The 17,276-nt window shown below is 47.3% G+C and carries 15 protein-coding genes; 5 read left to right on the top strand and 10 right to left on the bottom strand.

Going from position 1 to position 17,276, the window contains the following annotated elements; all coding sequences use genetic code 11:
• Positions 1–12 precede the first annotated feature (12 nt).
• Positions 13–468: an Rrf2 family transcriptional regulator gene (locus tag AC5YB3_RS11510; RefSeq protein ID WP_006083784.1), complete on the top strand. Its 456-nt coding sequence runs from the start codon at positions 13–15 to the stop codon at positions 466–468.
• Here AC5YB3_RS11510 and AC5YB3_RS11505 read toward each other — a convergent pair.
• From AC5YB3_RS11505 to gpmM, 4 genes are read right to left on the bottom strand one after another with little or no spacing between them, the layout of a single operon-like run.
• Positions 443–1,207, bottom strand: coding sequence for a divergent polysaccharide deacetylase family protein (locus tag AC5YB3_RS11505; protein ID WP_494527150.1), 765 nt, complete (start codon positions 1,205–1,207; stop codon positions 443–445). The two genes, AC5YB3_RS11510 and AC5YB3_RS11505, sit on opposite strands and share 26 nt — an antisense overlap.
• A 12-nt stretch (positions 1,208–1,219) precedes the next feature.
• Complete coding sequence (locus AC5YB3_RS11500; protein ID WP_011982005.1) at positions 1,220–2,425, bottom strand: S41 family peptidase; 1,206 nt, start codon at positions 2,423–2,425, stop codon at positions 1,220–1,222.
• 32 nt (positions 2,426–2,457) lie between these two features.
• Complete coding sequence (locus tag AC5YB3_RS11495; RefSeq protein WP_006083781.1) at positions 2,458–3,591, bottom strand: murein hydrolase activator EnvC family protein; 1,134 nt, start codon at positions 3,589–3,591, stop codon at positions 2,458–2,460.
• A gap of 10 nt (positions 3,592–3,601) precedes the next feature.
• Entirely contained in the window at positions 3,602–5,146 is a 1,545-nt protein-coding gene (gene gpmM / locus AC5YB3_RS11490) for a 2,3-bisphosphoglycerate-independent phosphoglycerate mutase (protein WP_494527149.1), read from the bottom strand.
• A 267-nt stretch (positions 5,147–5,413) separates the two neighbouring features.
• On the opposite strand from gpmM, the gene AC5YB3_RS11485 reads away from it, so the two are divergent.
• The 4 genes from AC5YB3_RS11485 to AC5YB3_RS11470 all read left to right on the top strand — a co-directional run bounded on the left by AC5YB3_RS11485 (position 5,414) and on the right by AC5YB3_RS11470 (position 9,072).
• The gene (locus tag AC5YB3_RS11485) at positions 5,414–5,848 is read left to right on the top strand and encodes a rhodanese-like domain-containing protein (protein ID WP_006083779.1); all 435 of its coding nucleotides are present in this window, start codon (positions 5,414–5,416) and stop codon (positions 5,846–5,848) included.
• Positions 5,849–6,143: 295 nt separating this feature from the next.
• A complete protein-coding gene (gene secB / locus AC5YB3_RS11480; protein ID WP_006083777.1) occupies positions 6,144–6,629 on the top strand; it encodes a protein-export chaperone SecB in 486 nt (161 codons plus the stop codon).
• 4 nt (positions 6,630–6,633) lie between these two features.
• Positions 6,634–7,650: an NAD(P)H-dependent glycerol-3-phosphate dehydrogenase gene (gpsA, locus tag AC5YB3_RS11475; RefSeq protein ID WP_006084809.1), complete on the top strand. Its 1,017-nt coding sequence runs from the start codon at positions 6,634–6,636 to the stop codon at positions 7,648–7,650.
• A 237-nt stretch (positions 7,651–7,887) separates the two neighbouring features.
• Positions 7,888–9,072, top strand: a complete 1,185-nt coding sequence (locus AC5YB3_RS11470) for a BaiN/RdsA family NAD(P)/FAD-dependent oxidoreductase (protein ID WP_494527148.1) — start codon at positions 7,888–7,890, stop codon at positions 9,070–9,072.
• Positions 9,073–9,184: 112 nt separating this feature from the next.
• Here the strand turns inward: AC5YB3_RS11470 and AC5YB3_RS11465 are convergent, their stop codons facing one another.
• From AC5YB3_RS11465 to AC5YB3_RS11440, 6 genes are all read right to left on the bottom strand, one after another.
• Entirely contained in the window at positions 9,185–11,155 is a 1,971-nt protein-coding gene (locus AC5YB3_RS11465) for an RNA/DNA-binding domain-containing protein (RefSeq protein ID WP_012586359.1), read from the bottom strand.
• A 620-nt stretch (positions 11,156–11,775) separates the two neighbouring features.
• Positions 11,776–13,137: a TrkH family potassium uptake protein gene (locus tag AC5YB3_RS11460; protein WP_259563527.1), complete on the bottom strand. Its 1,362-nt coding sequence runs from the start codon at positions 13,135–13,137 to the stop codon at positions 11,776–11,778.
• 1 nt (position 13,138) lies between these two features.
• Positions 13,139–13,837 (bottom strand): potassium channel family protein, encoded by a 699-nt coding sequence (locus tag AC5YB3_RS11455; RefSeq protein WP_006084814.1) that lies wholly within the window; start codon positions 13,835–13,837, stop codon positions 13,139–13,141.
• Between the two features lie 46 nt (positions 13,838–13,883).
• Complete coding sequence (locus AC5YB3_RS11450) at positions 13,884–14,573, bottom strand: response regulator transcription factor (RefSeq protein ID WP_494527147.1); 690 nt, start codon at positions 14,571–14,573, stop codon at positions 13,884–13,886.
• Entirely contained in the window at positions 14,574–15,620 is a 1,047-nt protein-coding gene (locus AC5YB3_RS11445; protein WP_259528816.1) for a sensor histidine kinase, read from the bottom strand. It abuts the gene before it with no gap.
• Positions 15,621–15,890: 270 nt separating this feature from the next.
• Positions 15,891–16,814, bottom strand: coding sequence for a pirin family protein (locus AC5YB3_RS11440; protein ID WP_259567333.1), 924 nt, complete (start codon positions 16,812–16,814; stop codon positions 15,891–15,893).
• Positions 16,815–17,276: the final 462 nt, after the last annotated feature.

Genomic DNA, 17,276 nt, shown 5'->3' with positions numbered 1-17,276 from the left:
GACAGGTGAAATATGCAGTTAACTCGTTATACCGATTTTGGCGTTCGTACCTTGATGTATTTGGCGGTTCAGCCAGACAGAACCACTTTATTTAGAATTGCTGAAATTACTCAGGTATTTGATCTGTCTCCAAATCATGTCTCTAAGATAGTGCATCATTTAGGCAAGATGGGTTACCTCGAAACCATTCGCGGTAAGATGGGCGGTTTCCGTTTGGGTAAGCCTGCGAGTGAGATTAACTTAGGTCAGTTAGTTCGGGTATTAGAAAACTCGTTGGCGCCGATTGATTGCAGCAAACCTTACTGCCGATTCACGCCTGCCTGTAAGCTGAAAGGCGTGTTAGCACAAGCAGTTGAAGCGTATTTGAATGTGCTCGATCAATATACTCTGCTGGACATTGTGAGTAATCGTGATGAGTTACTTGCTTTGTTGCCTGACATGTCTATCTCAGTGTTACAGTTGGATTAGTTCCATTTTTGTGTGCAATGCCGATGGGGAGCAAGCTTGATGCAGGTACTAGATCAATCCCCTCGGTTTTTAGTCTTTGTAGATTGGCCTTTAAGAAGCGCATGGTTTCTGGATAAGGATGGGCAATCGCCACTAGGTTACCTTGAGTCTGTGCCTGACTTATCATTAAGCTAAATTGTCTTTCGAGTGCTTTAGCACTGATATCATTGTCTAGAAACAGTTGGCGTTTTAATAACGGCACTCCTAACTGATCCGCTGTCTCTCCCGCCTTAGTGAACCTTGTTGTCATACTATCGATAAAATACAGATGCTTTTGTTTGAGGGTTTCCATCACCCACAGCATAGGATCATCGAGTTGAGTCAGTAAGCTCCCCATGTGGTTATTGGCACCTTTAGCAAAAGGAACGCTGTTAATTGCATCGACAACACTGGCGCGAATTTGTGCCTCAGTCATAGTATTGGTCAATCCACCCAAGCCTAACGCCTTACCATTAAGCGCTTGCATAGGCAGATGCAGCATGATTTCGTGGCCCTTTTTATGGCCAGCATTGGCGAGTTCTTTGCCAAGAGGTGTATGAGGCAACACTGATAATGTGACTGTGCTGGGCAGTGCCAGCACGGCTTGATCGGTATGACGATAACCTATGTCATCAATAATGAGGGCAATTTGAGCAGCATGACTTTGAGAAATGCTTAGGGCCAATAGGGCCAATAGGGCCAAGGAATAAAGTAAGCGCACAGTTTCTTCTTATTAGTCATGATGCTGTATCCATGCAATGGCTGAGGTCACTTGATGATCTTGGGCCAGAGATGCATGGGCGGATAGGGCGTCGATTATAGCCAAATTACCCGCGCCGGAACCAGTTTCTGCGGCAATTTTTATGTCTGGGACGATTCCTATGTTGTGAATGTTTTCACCTCTGGGGGTATTGTACTGAGCAATGGTGAGTTTTATCGCGTTACCGTCTTCTAAGATGGGGATCAGGCTTTGTACTGTGCCTTTACCAAAACTGGTTTCACCTAACAGCTTAGCCCGACCATTTTCTTGCAGTGCGGCGGCGAGCACTTCGGATGCAGAGGCCGAGCCTTTGTTGATCAACACTAGCATGGGCACGTTAGTCAGCATGGTTTGTGGTGAGGCGTAGTAGTCGGAGTTGGCATCGAAGAAGCGGCCAGAGGTTGAGACTATGCGCCCCTTGGCGAGGAATAGGTCGGCAATTTTAACGGCTTGGTCGAGCAGGCCACCGGGATTATTACGTAAATCTAAGATGAGTCCGGCGAGCGGTTTATTTTGCCATTGGCTAAGTGAGCGCACCATATCTTCGGTCGAGTTTTCTTGGAAGCTACTTAATCTGACATAACCAATATTGTCATCAAGCAGTTGAGTGGTGACAGATTCGATAGTGATAGTGCTCGGCTTGAGTGACACCTCAAAGGTCGTATCGTCATTGCTGTGCTTGAGCACTAGCTTAATACTTTGATTGCTGAGGCTATGTTTTTTTATCTCGGCAAGGATATTGGCGAGGTTAGTCTCGGTCGCCAGTGTGTCGTTGAGCTTAACAATAATGTCGCCTGCGCGTATTCCCGCTTGTTCTGCTGGGGAATGGGCGAAGGGGGCGATGATGTTGATGTGGTCATTTTGGGTTGCGACTTCGAAGCCGAAACCAAAATATTCGCCGCGATTGGAGTCTTTGAGATCGAGTAATTCTTGGTGATTCAAAAAGCTGGAATAGGGATCTAAGTGCTCAAAAATACCTTTGATTGCCGCTTGTACTAACTCTTCTTTCGAAACGGTTTTCACATAATAAGTTTCAACGGTTTCAAGCACATCTTGCAGTAACGGATAGTCAAAATCACTGCGATAAGACTTAGCGTTCTCTTGACTAGAGAGGCTGATGGATAGGCCCAAAGTCAGGCCTAATCCAACGCAACTGATATAGCGGATCATGTGTTTCATAGCCGTCCCCTGTGATGAGGGGACCGTTATGATTAGCGACAGTATTTCGCTGGATCGACGGCTTGCCCCTTGTGCCTTATTTCAAAGTATAGGCCAGCCTCGCTCTGTCCACCCGAACGTCCGACTAAAGCTATCGCTTCGCCGCTTTTTACCATGTCGCCAGGGCTTTTTAATAGGGTTTGAGCATGGCCGTAAAGGCTCATATAACCTTTGCCATGATCGATGACCATCACCAGACCAAAACCACGTAACCAGTCGGCATAAATAACCTTACCACCTGAAACGGCTCGAATATTTTGCCCTTCTGGCGCGGATAACATAGTGCCTTTCCATACCACTTGGCCGGAACGCTGGCTGCCAAAGCTGGCACTGACGCGACCTTTAGTTGGCCATTTGAGTTTGCCACTTTGTTTACCAAAACCTTCCATCGAAGGATTGTCTTTCATGGCTCGCAGCGCTTGTTCGACCACGCGCTTTAAGCTGGCCTCTTCAATTTGCAACTGCTCCAGCTCAGCGCCCTTAGAATTTAAGGTGCGTTGTAGCTCTTTAATGGTCAGTTGTCGCTGATCTTGCTCTTGGCTCAAACGTTTGGCTTGGACCTGTTGTTCGGCGACGAGTTTGGTTAATTGCTTTTGCTTACTCGTTTGCGACACCTTGATCTCATCTAGCTCGGTCAAGGTTTGCTTTAATTCGTTGATCGACTTCATCCGCGCTTTATTGAGGTATTGGTAATAGGCCAACATACGCTCGATAGTGGCAGGACTTTGCTGATTGAGCATCATCTTAGTGTAATCGTGATTACCGGCAAGATAGGCGCTCGACAGCTGTTTCGACAGTGTTTGTTGCTGACTCACTTTAAGCGTTTCTAACTCATCTTGACGTTGTTTCAGCTCGGTCAGCTTAGTATCGATTTGCGCTAAGCTATTTTTGGTGCTGTTGACTTTTTTGGCCGCTGACGCAATCGCTTCCTCATCGCTACGCAGCAATGACAGCAATTTTTCTCTTTGTTTACTGGTGGTTTTTAACGCGCTTTGTTGTTGATTTATTTGCGATTGGATTGATTTTAACTCGGACTGACGCTTCTCCAAATCAGAAGCGTTGGCCGAGAAAGATAACATCATAAAGCCAGCAAGAATGCTGGCTTTAACAAGGAGTCGAGTGCTCACTAGGTACCGGTTACTCTTTAATGTGGATTAAGGGCTTGCCCGTCATCTCTGTTGGAATGGCTTCGCCAATCAAGGTCAAGATGGTCGGTGCGACATCGCTGAGTTTACCACCTTCATCTATGGTCGCATCGCGGCCCACAAAGACAAAAGGTACCAGTTCACTGGTGTGGGCTGTGTGCGCCTGACCTGTGGTTTCGTTGGTCATTTGCTCGGCGTTGCCGTGGTCGGCGGTAATAATGCATTCACCACCCACTTTCGCCAGTGCATCAACTACACGGCCGATACAAGCGTCAACCGCTTCACAGGCTTTAACGGCGGCATCGAAATTACCCGTGTGGCCAACCATGTCGCCATTCGGATAGTTACAGATGATCACGTCGTACTTGGTCGACTCAATCGCCGCCACTAACTTGTCGGTCAGCTCGGCTGAACTCATCTCAGGCTGTAGATCGTAAGTCGCCACTTTAGGTGAGTTGATTAGGATGCGATCTTCACCTTCGAATGGCTCTTCTTTGCCGCCGTTGAAGAAGAAAGTCACATGGGCGTATTTCTCAGTTTCAGAGATACGCAGTTGAGTGCGACCTTGTTTTTGCAGCACTTCACCTAAGGTATTCACCAAGTTTTCAGATGGATACGCGATAGGTGCTTTGATGTCGCCGGCGTACTCAGTCAGAGTGACAAAGTGCATTTTCGGCACTACAGCACGTTCGAAACCATCGAAGTCTGGGTTGATAAAGCTACGGGTGATTTGGCGGGCACGGTCGGCACGGAAGTTCATAAATATCAGTGCATCGCCATCTTGCAAGGTCGCAACTTGGCCGTCAGCATCTGTAATTGCCGATGAAGAGACGAACTCGTCGTTCTCGTTACGCTCGTAAGCCGCTTCTAATGCAGTAACCGCATTGTCGTATTGGAATTTTGACTTGCCTTGGGTGATTAAATCGTAGGCTTGCGAGACGCGATCCCAACGATTATCCCTGTCCATTGCAAAGTAACGACCAATAATCGAGGCGATACGGCCATGGCCTAATGTAGTAAACAGATCATCAAAATGGCTCAAGCTGCCCTTAGCGCTGCGCGGTGGTGTATCGCGGCCATCGAGGAAAGCGTGCAGATAAACCTTAATTGCGCCACGGGCAACGGCCATACGGCACATAGCTTCGATATGCTCTTCATGGCTGTGAACACCACCGGCAGAAAGCAGACCCATAATGTGCACTGCGCCGCCGGCTTTAATGGCCGAGTCAACCGCATCACACAGGGCTGGATTTTGTTCAAACTCATGATCTGCAATGGCTTTACTGATGCGAGTGAGTTCTTGATATACCACACGGCCAGAGCCTAAGTTTATGTGGCCAACTTCAGAATTTCCCATCTGGCCATCAGGTAAGCCCACATCTAAGCCAGAACCTGAAATCAAACTATGGGGATATTGAGCGTTGAGACGGTCGAGTACCGGAGTATTGGCGTGGAAAATCGCATTGTTATGCGTGTTTTCACGGTAGCCCCAGCCATCGAGGATCAACAACGCGAGCGGACGTTTAGCTGTCGTCATAGTGATACCTTTAAGTTTTATAGAAGCGATAGAAATCTGAAATTGGTCAAATATTACTACGTTAGCGGGGTATGAAAAAGCGCTTTACCCCGATTAAGGTCATCGAATCACTAATTCGTCCGATTCTGTGGCTGGCATGTAACAAGCACCTAGGCAATTGCGCTAAAAGTGCGATCTCGAACTGTGACTAAACTGCTGCAATCTGCCAAGGCAATCGGTATACTCTGTGCCCTTATCGAATTTTCGCCATTTATGCGGGCAATCATCATGCAAGAATATATCGAATTTTTTAAAGCTCACTCAATGTTAAGTCTGGCCTGGGTGGGATTATTTGTTGTGCTTGTCGCGAGTATCATCAAATCGAGCATGTCAAAAATCAAAAGTATTTCTCACCAAGAACTGACGATTATGGTGAACAGACAAGATGCTAAAGTGGTTGATGTGCGCTCTAATGACGAGTTCCGCAAGGGGCATATTGTTGATGCAATTAACGTTACGCTAGCAGATATTAAAAATAATCAGATATCTGCCCTTGAAAAGTTTAAAGCCAGTCCCATTATATTGGTATGCAATGCTGGCATGACCTCGTCTCAAGCCGCTCAGCTTTTAAGTCAACAAGGTTTCGAAAACCTGTATAACTTGAAAGGTGGTATGGGTGAATGGCAGGCAGCAAATATGCCTGTTTCAAAAAGCAAAAGATAAGTTGTCGGCGGCAGTTATGATTTAAGCTGCACCCTATCCTTTAGGCAGTGCAGCAATACAGTCATCATTGTTTGGCATACTGATCCTGCGGTCGCTAAGGGCTTAATGTAAGTTTTTAGACTGGTTCGATCGATACCCGAATATGGGTGCAAGTTGGGATGATACCGAGATCTGATACAGGCCTTGAGTAACATAAGCCCCGAGCCAATTTACGTTCAAAGATGAATTGGCTTTCAAATAATAATTGGCTTTCAACGAAAAGCCGATACAACATTGATAGGATAGGTAGGAAATTATGGCTGAAGTAGCAAACAACGAACAACAAGCCCCACAATTCAACATCCAACGTGTTTACACTAAAGATGTGTCTTTCGAAACGCCTAACAGCCCAGCTGTATTCCAAAAAGAATGGAACCCAGAAGTTAAGTTAGATTTAGACACGCGCAGCGCTAAATTAGCTGACGATGTGTATGAAGTTGTCCTGTCTTTAACTGTAACTGCACAAAACGGTGGCGATACCGCTTTCCTATGTGAAGTACAACAAGCCGGTATCTTCTCTATCACTGGTCTGACTGAGCCACAACTGGCACATTCATTAGGTGCATACTGCCCTAACATCCTATTCCCATATGCTCGCGAAACCGTGGGTAGCTTAGTCGGTCGTGGTACTTTCCCACAACTGAACCTAGCACCAGTTAACTTCGACGCGCTGTTTGCCCAATACGTGCAACAACGTCAAGCTGCTGCGACTGCACCAGCCGCCGAAGAAGCTAACGCTTAATTACATGAAAAACTCTGCCGATATCACGGTATTAGGGGCGGGCTCTTATGGCACCGCCCTTGCCATTTCTTTAGCCAGCAACGGTCATAAGACCTTGTTATGGGGACACGATCCTGTCCACATGCAAACGCTCGCTCAAGACAAGTGCAACCAAGCTTTTTTGCCTGGTATTGCGTTTCCTGATTGTTTACAGATCGAAGCCGATTTAGCCAAAGCCTTAGCTGCCAGTAACAATGTGTTAGTGGTAGTACCAAGCCATGTGTTTGGAACTGTGCTTGAGCAAGCTAAACCGTTACTCCGTAGCGATGCGCGCATCGTATGGGCAACGAAAGGGCTCGAACCTGAAACCGGACGTTTGCTGCAAGATGTGGCCCGTGATGTGTTAGGTGAGCAATATCCGCTGGCGGTGTTATCTGGGCCTACCTTCGCGAAAGAATTAGCCATGGGTTTACCTACGGCCATTTCGGTCGCGGGCACTTGTCCTACATTCACCAACGATCTCGTCGAGCTGTTACACAGCCCTAAACGTTTGCGGGTTTACGCCAACGACGACTTTACCGGACTGCAACTTGGCGGCGCGGTAAAGAACGTGATCGCGATAGGTGCGGGCATGTCTGACGGTATCGGCTTTGGTGCCAATGCCAGAACAGCCTTGATCACCCGTGGTTTAGTCGAGTTAACTCGTTTAGGCGAAGCCTTAGGTGCTAATGCGGCCACCTTTATGGGCATGGCGGGGTTAGGCGACTTAGTGTTGACCTGTACCGACAACCAATCCCGTAACCGTCGTTTCGGTTTAGCCTTAGGTAAAGGCTGTGATGTGATCACAGCACAGGCTGAAATCGGCCAAGTGGTTGAAGGTTATCGCAATACCAAGGAAGTGTTTACGCTTGCGAAACGCCTTGGGGTTGAAATGCCAATCACCGAGCAGATTTACCAAGTCTTGTACCAAGGTAAATCGCCCGTCGATGCTGCGAAAGAATTGCTCAGCAGAGAAAAGAAATCAGAAACGCCGGCGCAATAAACCGCGAGCCGTGATGATGCTGAATAAAGGAAAGGGTGCTAAAATAGCGCCCTTTTTTATACACGGAAGTATTTATCCCCGGTCGCCAGGGATGGTGAAAGAGGGGATTTGTGCCTAGCGTTTGAGTGTATCTTTGCTCCGTTTAGCGGTTGCTGGCTTGCTTGCTAAAGGTTCGCGAGTCAGCAAACTGCCCGTTGGCAGCCAATACCAATCAATTTATCTGTGTGGAGTAAGAGCGTGAAACATCATGATGTCATTATTATCGGAGCCGGCGCCGCGGGATTGATGTGTGCAGCGACCGCAGGTTACCGAGGCCGTGATGTACTCGTACTCGACAATGCCAAGCAAGCCGGGCGTAAAATCCTCATCAGCGGCGGCGGGCGTTGTAACTTCACCAACCTTAAAGTCGAGCCCGCAAACTTCCTCTGTGGTAATCCTCACTTTGTTAAGTCGGCACTCGCGCGTTATCCGTCGCAGCAGTTTATTGAATTGGTCGAGCGCCACGGCATTGAATACCACGAACGCGATCACGGCCAATTGTTTTGCAATGACTCGGCCAAAGAGATAGTCACTATGCTATTGGCCGAGTGCGAATGGGCGGGCGTTACCATTAAGCTGCGCACCGATATTCTGGCCGTTAAAAAGACCGAAGCAGGGCGCTTTGAGCTCAATACTTCTAACGGCGAATTGAGCTGTGACTCACTGGTTATCGCCACCGGCGGTTTATCCATGCCAAAGCTGGGCGCCACGCCTTACGGTTATCAACTGGCCGAGCAGTTTGGCCTTAAAGTATTAACCACTCACGCGGGTTTAGTACCGTTTACATGGCACAGTGAAGATAAAATTCGTTTCGAACCTTTGTCGGGCATAGCCGTGCCGAGCCGCATTACCGCCAAAGATGACACTGCGTTTAGCGAAGCGTTGCTATTCACTCACCGCGGCTTATCCGGCCCTGCAATTTTGCAAATTTCCAACTATTGGAAAGCAGGCGAAACCATAGAAATCGATCTCTTGCCGAATATGGATTTGGCGCAATTGCTAGAGCAACAGCTCACCGCGCATCCAAAACAAAGCCTGCGCAATACCCTCAGCCAATGGTTACCTAAACGTTTGGTCGAAGTGCTATTCGATGAAGCCCTGTTGAACAAAGCCTTAAATCAGCTAGTGCACGCCGAGCGCGCAAAATTAGTCGATGATATCCACCGTTGGACACTATTAATGAACGGCACTGAAGGCTACCGCACCGCAGAAGTGACCTTAGGTGGTATTGATAGTAATGAGTTGTCATCCAAAACCATGGAAGCCAGCAAAGTCGCAGGACTCTACTTTATTGGTGAAGTTATGGACGTAAGTGGTTGGTTAGGTGGGTTTAATTTTCAATGGGCCTGGGCATCCGGCGCCGCCGCAGGGCAAGCGGTGTAGTTTAAGTAGGGAATTAGAACGAAGACAAAGTAGATTTACTTAGTTGTAATTCCGCCTATTGATGTTAGAGATATAAGCCTACTTATACTAGAAGTCGATTCCTAACGTAAAATTAGTCCGCCGTGGTATACCCCTGCTTTGGTGAATTAGGCTTATGAGGAAACGCCATTTTTAGCAACCCTTCTGAAATCATAGGCTTCAAGTAATTTTGTCGTAAGCTCTGAGGCTTACGATCTAATATCATTTCCAAAACAGAAACAGAGATGTAATGTTCTTGGCAGAGGCCAGAAATCAGTGACTTCATCGTAACTGTATCTAATCGACGCTGTTCTCTTGCAGGAGCAGCTAAAGCGTTAAGTTCTTGTCGAAATGATTCGCTTAACACATCAAGGCTATCGACAAATGGTTTGTCAATTAAAGAGCTGATAAACCTGCCTTTATCATCTCTAGTTTCGTTCGAGTCAATAGCATTACTGTTGTTATGCGTTAAGTTACCAATGCTATGCGTTAAGCTTCTGGCGTTATGCGTTAAGTTATTTATAGGAGTTAACGCATTAGAAAAAACTTCCTCTGGGGATGGCAACTCCATTCCTGGTAAGCTGTATGACTTATCTCTTTTCTTTCCACTTGCGACAAGAAAGCCCTTATCGACTAGTCGAGGTAAAGCCAGCGTAACATCACGAGAATGCTTGCTGGTTAGCTGACAAGCTCGTTCGTGGTTTACCCAGCCTTCAATTGCTGCGGTTACAACAATCATCTGCTCAAGTTCGTTGAGTGAATAAAAGGTGGTGTTGCCAAACTTAACCGCTAACAACTGAGTTACTTCTTCTGGGATAAGGCTTGCGGTTGATAACTCTAAGAGGGTTTGCTCTGACGGTTCATATTTTTCGTACAACTTCGGGGTTCGCCACTTTGCCCATTCCCATCCACTATATATTTTGGGAATTCCTGAACCAGCACGCTCTCCCGCACCAATCATCAGAAACATTTGATGCATCCTGCGGTTTCTACAATCGCTTTCACCACCTTTTACTGCTATTTCTGGGGGGACACGCATCAACCCTGGGTTGCGAAAACCAAATAAATCAGGCCGCTTTACGATAAGGATTGAGCTTCGTCCTGTGTAATCTGCATGAACAAGCGTATTCACTAATGCTTCACGAATAGCTTCGTGGGCTTTTGAATCATCCAAGCGAATACCATTTTGAAGTTCAAATGGTACTTTTAAGTCCGTGACCAATTTCCGGTATGTACGACGATAGAAATCAAACACGTTTCCAGACCAAGATCCATCGGGGTAAAGGCGGTCCACCCAACGCTCAACACTGGCTTCATCTCGTTCACGATAGTCAACAAAATAATTCGGAACAGCGTCTTGAATGGCATCCCAAGTACCGAACATCAATACTCCAGCTAACGTTATACCTTCAACGCTAGTCTGACGATCTTTTCTCCATCCACCCAGCTTTTTAAACAGTTCAAAAAGGTCTAATTCCAGCCAAGGATGTTGCGGTTTAGCAACTGAAAATAAGTTCTTGTATGCTTTGAGACTGTCCATGTCGATATCAGAGAAGTCAAAACCAGTGAGAATTTTATCATCTCGGCTATCTTCTACCTGCTCTGCCATCATCCGCTTAACCTGTTCTTCACTACAGCGGTGATCACCTTCGTGTAGACGAGTGTAAGTCTCCTTCATAGGCTGATTTTTCAGATAAATAGGCTTTTGGTCACGACGAGCTGTTGGAATTTCTATAACTAGTAGTGATTTTCCTTCAATGTTCACCGTTTGAACACTATCATTTGTCAGTAAGTTTATGTTTACTTTGGCATTATTACCTGCGATATCAAACAATTGTTTGTGAACAATCTCTATATCTTCAATCCCAGCTAATGTCAGTTGTCCTTTTTTCTCACGCACACCGAGAACAACATAGCCACCACGAGAATTGGCCATTGCGCTGTAAGTTGGCCAAAAATCATCAGGTAATTTACCTTTACCATCTTGTCCTTGAGCCAATTTAAATTCCAACTCCGCTGACTCTGATAAGGCTTGAAGGTCGACTAAATCCTGTATTTGAAACATATCTATCGCTACCACCCGACTTTTTAGTTAATAAACATACTTATTAGCTTCAGTTATTGATCAACTCAAAGTTCTTGCTTAATTAGCAACAGTCTTCATTCAAACCTTAGCTTTTCTTGTTCTACTAATGGGTTTAACTGCTACAAATAAAAACAAAGCCACTGATAGTATGGAATATAACCTACAGTATCTTTCGTGCTATCACCAAGCGTATTTCTGCTAAGGTCTAAAAGTCGAACTTTGATAGAGCGAAGGTGAGTTATTTATTCATTGGCAATGAGTTAGCTGGAGTTTGGTCAATGGAATATTATGCAACATCCACTATAGCGGATAAAGGTTGAAGTGGATAATCAATGGATAGCTTATGCCATCAGATATTTAGATATATGGCGGGAGTGCTTTCGTCGTTTTTCAAGGTGATCACAATGGGTGGCTTAGAAAGAATGACTCAGTTGGGGGAATTCTGAGATATAGAGTGCCACTGATATGGTTTTCGATGGCATGAAGCCATCGAATCGCCTATCGGAATAGTTCTTTTAAAAGAAACGGAAAGTGTTATAGCGGTGAACAGACTCGAAGGGCGGCACTGACTTGCAGTGCCGGCCTTCCAACTAATTTCTTTAACCAATCGCCAGTTTGGTTTCTGCATAGCGCAGTTTTTTCACCCTTGGATTCGCGAGGAAATAGGCGAGCATGAGTGGGCCGAGGCGACCCATGAACATCATAAAGATGATGATGGCTTGGCCTAGGCTAGTTAAGTTACCAGTTAAACCTCGGGATAAACCGACAGTGCCCAGTGCGGATATGGCCTCGAAAACGATATCGATTAACGGCGCTTTCTCGCTTAATACCAATATGAAGATGGCCAGCCAAGATACGACCAGAGAGATGATGGTCAGTGCTAAGGCTTTGCTGACGGTATCTTTGGGGATTTCCCGTTTAAACACATAGATGGCTTCGTCGCGGCGTAAATAACCATAAGTGGCCAAAATCAGCACCATAAAGGTGACGACTTTAATGCCGCTAGCGGTACTTAATGAGCCGCCGCCGATAAACATCAGCACGAGTATGAGCAAGGTGCTGGCGTCTTCGAGTTGGTCAATCGCTAGGGTATTAAAGCCTGCGGTGCGCGGTGTAACGGCTTGAAACCATGAGGCTAACCATTTACCAAGTTCGCTTAAGGGCGCCAAGGTGTTGGGGTTGTTGTACTCAATAAAGTAAATCGCAATCACGGCGACCGCGTTGATGACAATAGTGCCGGTGATCATCATGCGGCTGTAAACGCTGAGTTTTGACCAACGTTTGTTCCTACGCAGATCTATCCACACCGAAAATCCTAAACCACCAATGATAAATAAACCTGTGATGGTTAGGTTGATCACGGGATCGGCCACATAGGGCATTAGGCTGTCGGCACTGAGGGCAAAACCTGCGTTATTAAAGGCGCTAATGGTATAGAAAAAGCCGTGGAATAAGCTAGTTTGCCAGCCGAGTTCATGGCTCCAATGCACTGATAAAATCAGCATGCCTACGGCTTCAACCAGCAGCGAAAACACAAATACGGCTTTGGCGGTTGAGACTAATGTCGATGTATCGGTTTGATTAAACGCCTCTTTTGCGACGGTTTGCTGTAGAAAGCCAATCTTACCGCCAAGGGCTATAAGGGTGACAATCGCAAAGGTCATCAAGCCTAAACCACCGCATTGAATTAGCAGCGCGATTATCACTTGGCCAAAGGGCGTGAACACACTGCCAGTATCGACGACCACTAGCCCTGTTACTGTCACCGCCGAGGTGACGGTAAACAGGCTTTGCAGCCAAGTAATGGGCGACACAGTGGCGATGGGCAGTTTAAGTAAACATGTGCCGACGAGGATTAACAGAGCAAAGCTTGCACTTAAGATAAAGGGCGGCGCGCCAAAGAGTTTTTTGCCGGTTTTAGGAGTGTGCTCTAGGGTGAGCGAAGGATGCCATTGAACCACCTTACACCAACCTTGGCGCGAGCTGTTTTAACTCGGCACGGCTACCGCAAAGGAATAAGGCATCCTCTGTGTGCAAGGTAAAATCGCTATCAATCTTGCTAAATACGCTCTGCTCACGTTTGACCATTAACGGCGCGACTTTGCCCTTAGGGCTGCGTTGCACGTTAGTTTGCTCATCAGTGTTTTTCTCTTGCAAGTTCCCCAGCAGCTGGCCAACTGTGGCTTGATGCAAATGGGCTTTAATATGGATTTCAACAATATAGAGCCCATCGCCGATAGCGAGAAAGTTATTAACCATAGGGTAGTTTAGCGACTGGGCGACGCGGACCCCCATATCTTCTTCAGGGTGGATAATCCGAGTAACATCGAGTTTAGACAATATGGTGTGGTGCGCCTTATTGCTGGCTTTAACCCAAATATTTTGCACGCCGAGATTTTTCAGTGCCAGTGTGCACAGCAGGCTCGATTGCATATCAAAACCGATAGCGACAATCACAACTTCACTACTGGCAAGATCGAGTTCCCTTAGTGACGCCTCATCGGCGCAATCGCAAATTACGGCTTCTGTAAGAACTTCTACATATTTTTCAACAGCTTTATGGTCATTATCGACACCTGTAACCGTATGACCTAAGTGGATCAGTTCTCGGCTCACTGCGACGCCAAATCGCCCTAATCCAATAACGGTAAAATGCGCCATACAAACATCCTTTTATGATTTTTTGAAAGTGTTGATGATAAAAACGTTATTTGTGACTCATGTCAGTCAAGCGATAGCCGAGTCCCGCTTCTGTCTTGATCAGCTGTTGCTCTGTGCTGTCGTTGAGCTTTTTGCGTAACTGACTGACCAAGATCCGCAGATAATGACTGTCATCGGTATGGGTTTCGCCCCAAATATGCCGCAGTAATTCGGTTTGTTTCACTAATTGACCGGGGTGAGCCATTAAGGTCTCAATCAGAGCGAATTCCTTTTTAGTTAAGGCGATTTCTTGCTGGTCGAGCCAAAGCTGGTGGGTACTTTTTTGCAGCTTAAGTGCGCCAAATTGCAGCACATCACTCAAGGCGGGTTCGTCCACTAAGTCGCGGACTAATACCTTAATGCGCGCGATTAACTCCCTGATCCCAAATGGCTTGCTGAGATAATCATTGGCGCCCGCTTCCAATAGGCGGATTTTCTCTTCCTCTTGATCGCGGGCGGTTAAGATAAGCACGGGCACTTTGTCATGCTGCCGTAGGGTTTGCAGCAAGCAGATGCCATCGCCGTCGGGTAAGCCAAGGTCGAGCACTAACACGTGTGGCCGCTGTGCTTGATATTGGGCGAGGGCAGAGGCAATCGAGGCGGCGCCATGATATTCAAAGCCTTCCGCTTCTAACGATATCCGCATAAAAGTGTGAATTTGCGCTTCATCATCGACAACCAGCACCTTGTAAGCCATTTATTGCTCCCCCTTTTTAATCGGCAAAGCAATACGAATAAGGCTGCCCTTAGCCACAGGTTCGGCGCTGATCTGGCCGCCATGGGCGGTAATAATGCCCTTAGCAACGGCAAGCCCAAGGCCTGCGCCACCATCGGTGGAGGGATGCTGACGATAAAAGAGTTCAAAAATAGCCTGCGCCTCAGCGGCGGCGATGCCTACGCCCTCATCTTGAATATCTAACCGCAGCATATCGCCCTGCTGGTAAGCCTTTACTGTGACGGGTTTATCTAAGGGCGAATAGCGCAGCGCATTATCCAGCACATTAAATATGGCCTGTTCAATCAAAGAGCTGCTGATCATCAGCGGCGGCAGTTCGGCCTCGCTGTCGATGACAATTCGCGGCTGCGCAGCGGGAAAACGGCCGATAGCTTGGTGCAGCACATTCATCATTGCGTCTTCACTCAGGCTGAACTTGAGGGCGCCGTGTTGTAACTTAGTGGCCTGTAATAGGTTTTCGATATATTGATGCAGACGATGACTCTCGGCGGCCGCGCTATCGATAAGCTCAGTCTTTTGCGACGCACTGAGCTTAGGCATGTATTCCTTCAGGGTCGTCAGGGTGCCTATGATGGTTGAGAGCGGGGTGCGTAAGTCATGGGAAACCGACAATAAGATGCTGTTGCGTAACTGAGCTTGTTCGAGTGCAGCTTGCTGGCGGCGATAAAGTTCGGCCAATTTGCTGGTGGTCAGAGCGACAAGTAGAAACACAGTTAGATTGAGGATGTCCTCAAGATTGAACATCTGTAGCGAATAGCGCGGCGTGGTAAACAGAAAATTAAAGCTGGTCGCCTCAAACACAGCTGCAAAGTAGGCAAAGTTAGCGTTGCATTGCAGGGCCACAGCGACCACGGCCAATTGTAAAATCAGCAGCACGGCTATGGTGGAGCCAGCAAAATAATCGATAAAAGCACTGCTAAAAATCGCTATCACCAGCACTATGCCGGTAAAAAATGTTGGGTGCGAACGCCAGTATTGAGTCATGGGAGCCGCTATGGATGAAGTCATGGATAGAAAGACGCATATAAAGAAAGTGTCTGTACTCTAGCAAAGCCATTTTAAGATAGCGCGTAAAAAATCCGTAAAATTTATAGTCCTGTGAGTGGCTTAGCGTGCAGTTTACTCGGGCTGTTCTCGCGCACTCATATCAAGCTGCGAGCTAATAATCAGGCTTACCCCATAGACTCATGGGGTAAGCCATCCTAGGCGTGGGCCGTTATCGGATTGACGCTAATGGGCTAGCTATCAAGTATTTGCCTGCCATTCTTTAGCTGAAGATCACCAAGGTATCGGCGGTGGCACTAAGCGCTTGCCCTCATAGCCGGGCACAGTATCAAAACGTGTCGAGTGGGCTTCCCAATCTGCTTGAGCCTTAGCAATTTCGTCTTTGCTGTGGCCGACAAAGTTCCACCAAATACTGACAGGGTCGGCCAGTGGTGCGCCGCCGATTAGCAATATGCGGCAACCCGCGTCGAGTTCGACCGTGACGCTTTCGCGTAACATCCCCAGATAGGCGAGGTCATTATTGTTGAAGCTTTGATCATCGATACGGAAAAAGCCTTCGAGTGGCATGAGGGCATATTCAAAACTCGGGTCGAGAGTCAGGGTGAGCTCAGTGTTTTCGGCGGCAAATAAATCCATCGCCACTATCGGCGAGAAGTGCAATGTGGGTGCCTGTTGATGCTGCCAACTGCCAATTAGTAGGGTGAAATCAACGCCCGCATCGTGCCAAGTGGGTAGTTCGGGATAGTGATCGAATCTCGGCGCTGTGTCTTTATGCTCAAGCGGCAGGGCAATCCACAGCTGCGCCGCGTGCATAGTGCTATGGCCTGCGACGGATTCTTCGGTGTGGGCGATACCGTGTCCGGCGGTCATCAAGTTAACTTGTTTAGGGCGGATCACTTGGGCGCTGCCGAGACTGTCCTTGTGCATGATTTCGCCTTCGAGCATCCAAGTAAAAGTTTGCAGCCCAATGTGCGGATGCTGGCCAACGTTTAACTCTGGGCCGTCGGTGACTGGGCCAATATGGTCGAGGAAACACCAAGGGCCGATAAGACGACGCTCTTTTTGTGGGATCGCCCGTGCGACCGGAATGCCGCCGACATCACTGATTTTTGGGGAAATTCGTTGAACTTGAATGCGGCCATTTTCAATAGGGCATTCCTTAGGGCCACCATAAAACTGTGCTTGAACTTCACTCATGTTCGCTCCTTACTTCCTTTGCGAGGACACACTTAGTTAGTGTTAGTCTGGCATGCTGAACTGGTTTCAGATCCCATCTTGCATTCGAGCCGAAGGTTTTAGCTTCGGGTATTCCCGTGGATTTTGCAAATCGACGCAGTCATATGACTGGGTAATTGAGCTGTTAAAATCGCCCTTGGATAACTCTGTTAACCCAATTCAAACGTGAATCTGTGACTGAGCCCGCGTGTATGGGAGTTTTTGCTGTCCTTTACTTTAGCAAGCCTGTATTTATGTGGGGCATTAGCGTTTGATGTTTTACTCGAGCCGTAATAGCGGACGAGTTCTGGGTTAGTCTCGGTGATTTTTATCCTTCACGCGTTAATTCAGATCTGCAAAATCGAGTCTATCTTTTATCGGTACAGGTGTTGGCGGCGACATTGCCAGCCTAAGCCGTAATCCATTCAGCATACTGCTTAACAC

The organism is Shewanella sp. 1311, from assembly GCF_059338235.1.
Note: the sequence above shows the minus strand (reverse complement) of the source record. Positions and strands in the feature narration are given on the sequence as shown.

What these genes read in the sequence shown, in the direction of transcription:
- AC5YB3_RS11510 (WP_006083784.1), top strand. Translation starts at nt 13, where the DNA reads ATGCAGTTAACTCGTTATACCGATTTTGGCGTTCGTACCTTGATGTAT.
- AC5YB3_RS11500 (WP_011982005.1), bottom strand. Translation starts at nt 2,425, where the DNA reads ATGAAACACATGATCCGCTATATCAGTTGCGTTGGATTAGGCCTGACT.
- gpmM (WP_494527149.1), bottom strand. Translation starts at nt 5,146, where the DNA reads ATGACGACAGCTAAACGTCCGCTCGCGTTGTTGATCCTCGATGGCTGG.
- AC5YB3_RS11485 (WP_006083779.1), top strand. Translation starts at nt 5,414, where the DNA reads ATGCAAGAATATATCGAATTTTTTAAAGCTCACTCAATGTTAAGTCTG.
- secB (WP_006083777.1), top strand. Translation starts at nt 6,144, where the DNA reads ATGGCTGAAGTAGCAAACAACGAACAACAAGCCCCACAATTCAACATC.
- gpsA (WP_006084809.1), top strand. Translation starts at nt 6,634, where the DNA reads ATGAAAAACTCTGCCGATATCACGGTATTAGGGGCGGGCTCTTATGGC.
- AC5YB3_RS11465 (WP_012586359.1), bottom strand. Translation starts at nt 11,155, where the DNA reads ATGTTTCAAATACAGGATTTAGTCGACCTTCAAGCCTTATCAGAGTCA.
- AC5YB3_RS11455 (WP_006084814.1), bottom strand. Translation starts at nt 13,837, where the DNA reads ATGGCGCATTTTACCGTTATTGGATTAGGGCGATTTGGCGTCGCAGTG.
- AC5YB3_RS11450 (WP_494527147.1), bottom strand. Translation starts at nt 14,573, where the DNA reads ATGGCTTACAAGGTGCTGGTTGTCGATGATGAAGCGCAAATTCACACT.
- AC5YB3_RS11445 (WP_259528816.1), bottom strand. Translation starts at nt 15,620, where the DNA reads ATGACTTCATCCATAGCGGCTCCCATGACTCAATACTGGCGTTCGCAC.
- AC5YB3_RS11440 (WP_259567333.1), bottom strand. Translation starts at nt 16,814, where the DNA reads ATGAGTGAAGTTCAAGCACAGTTTTATGGTGGCCCTAAGGAATGCCCT.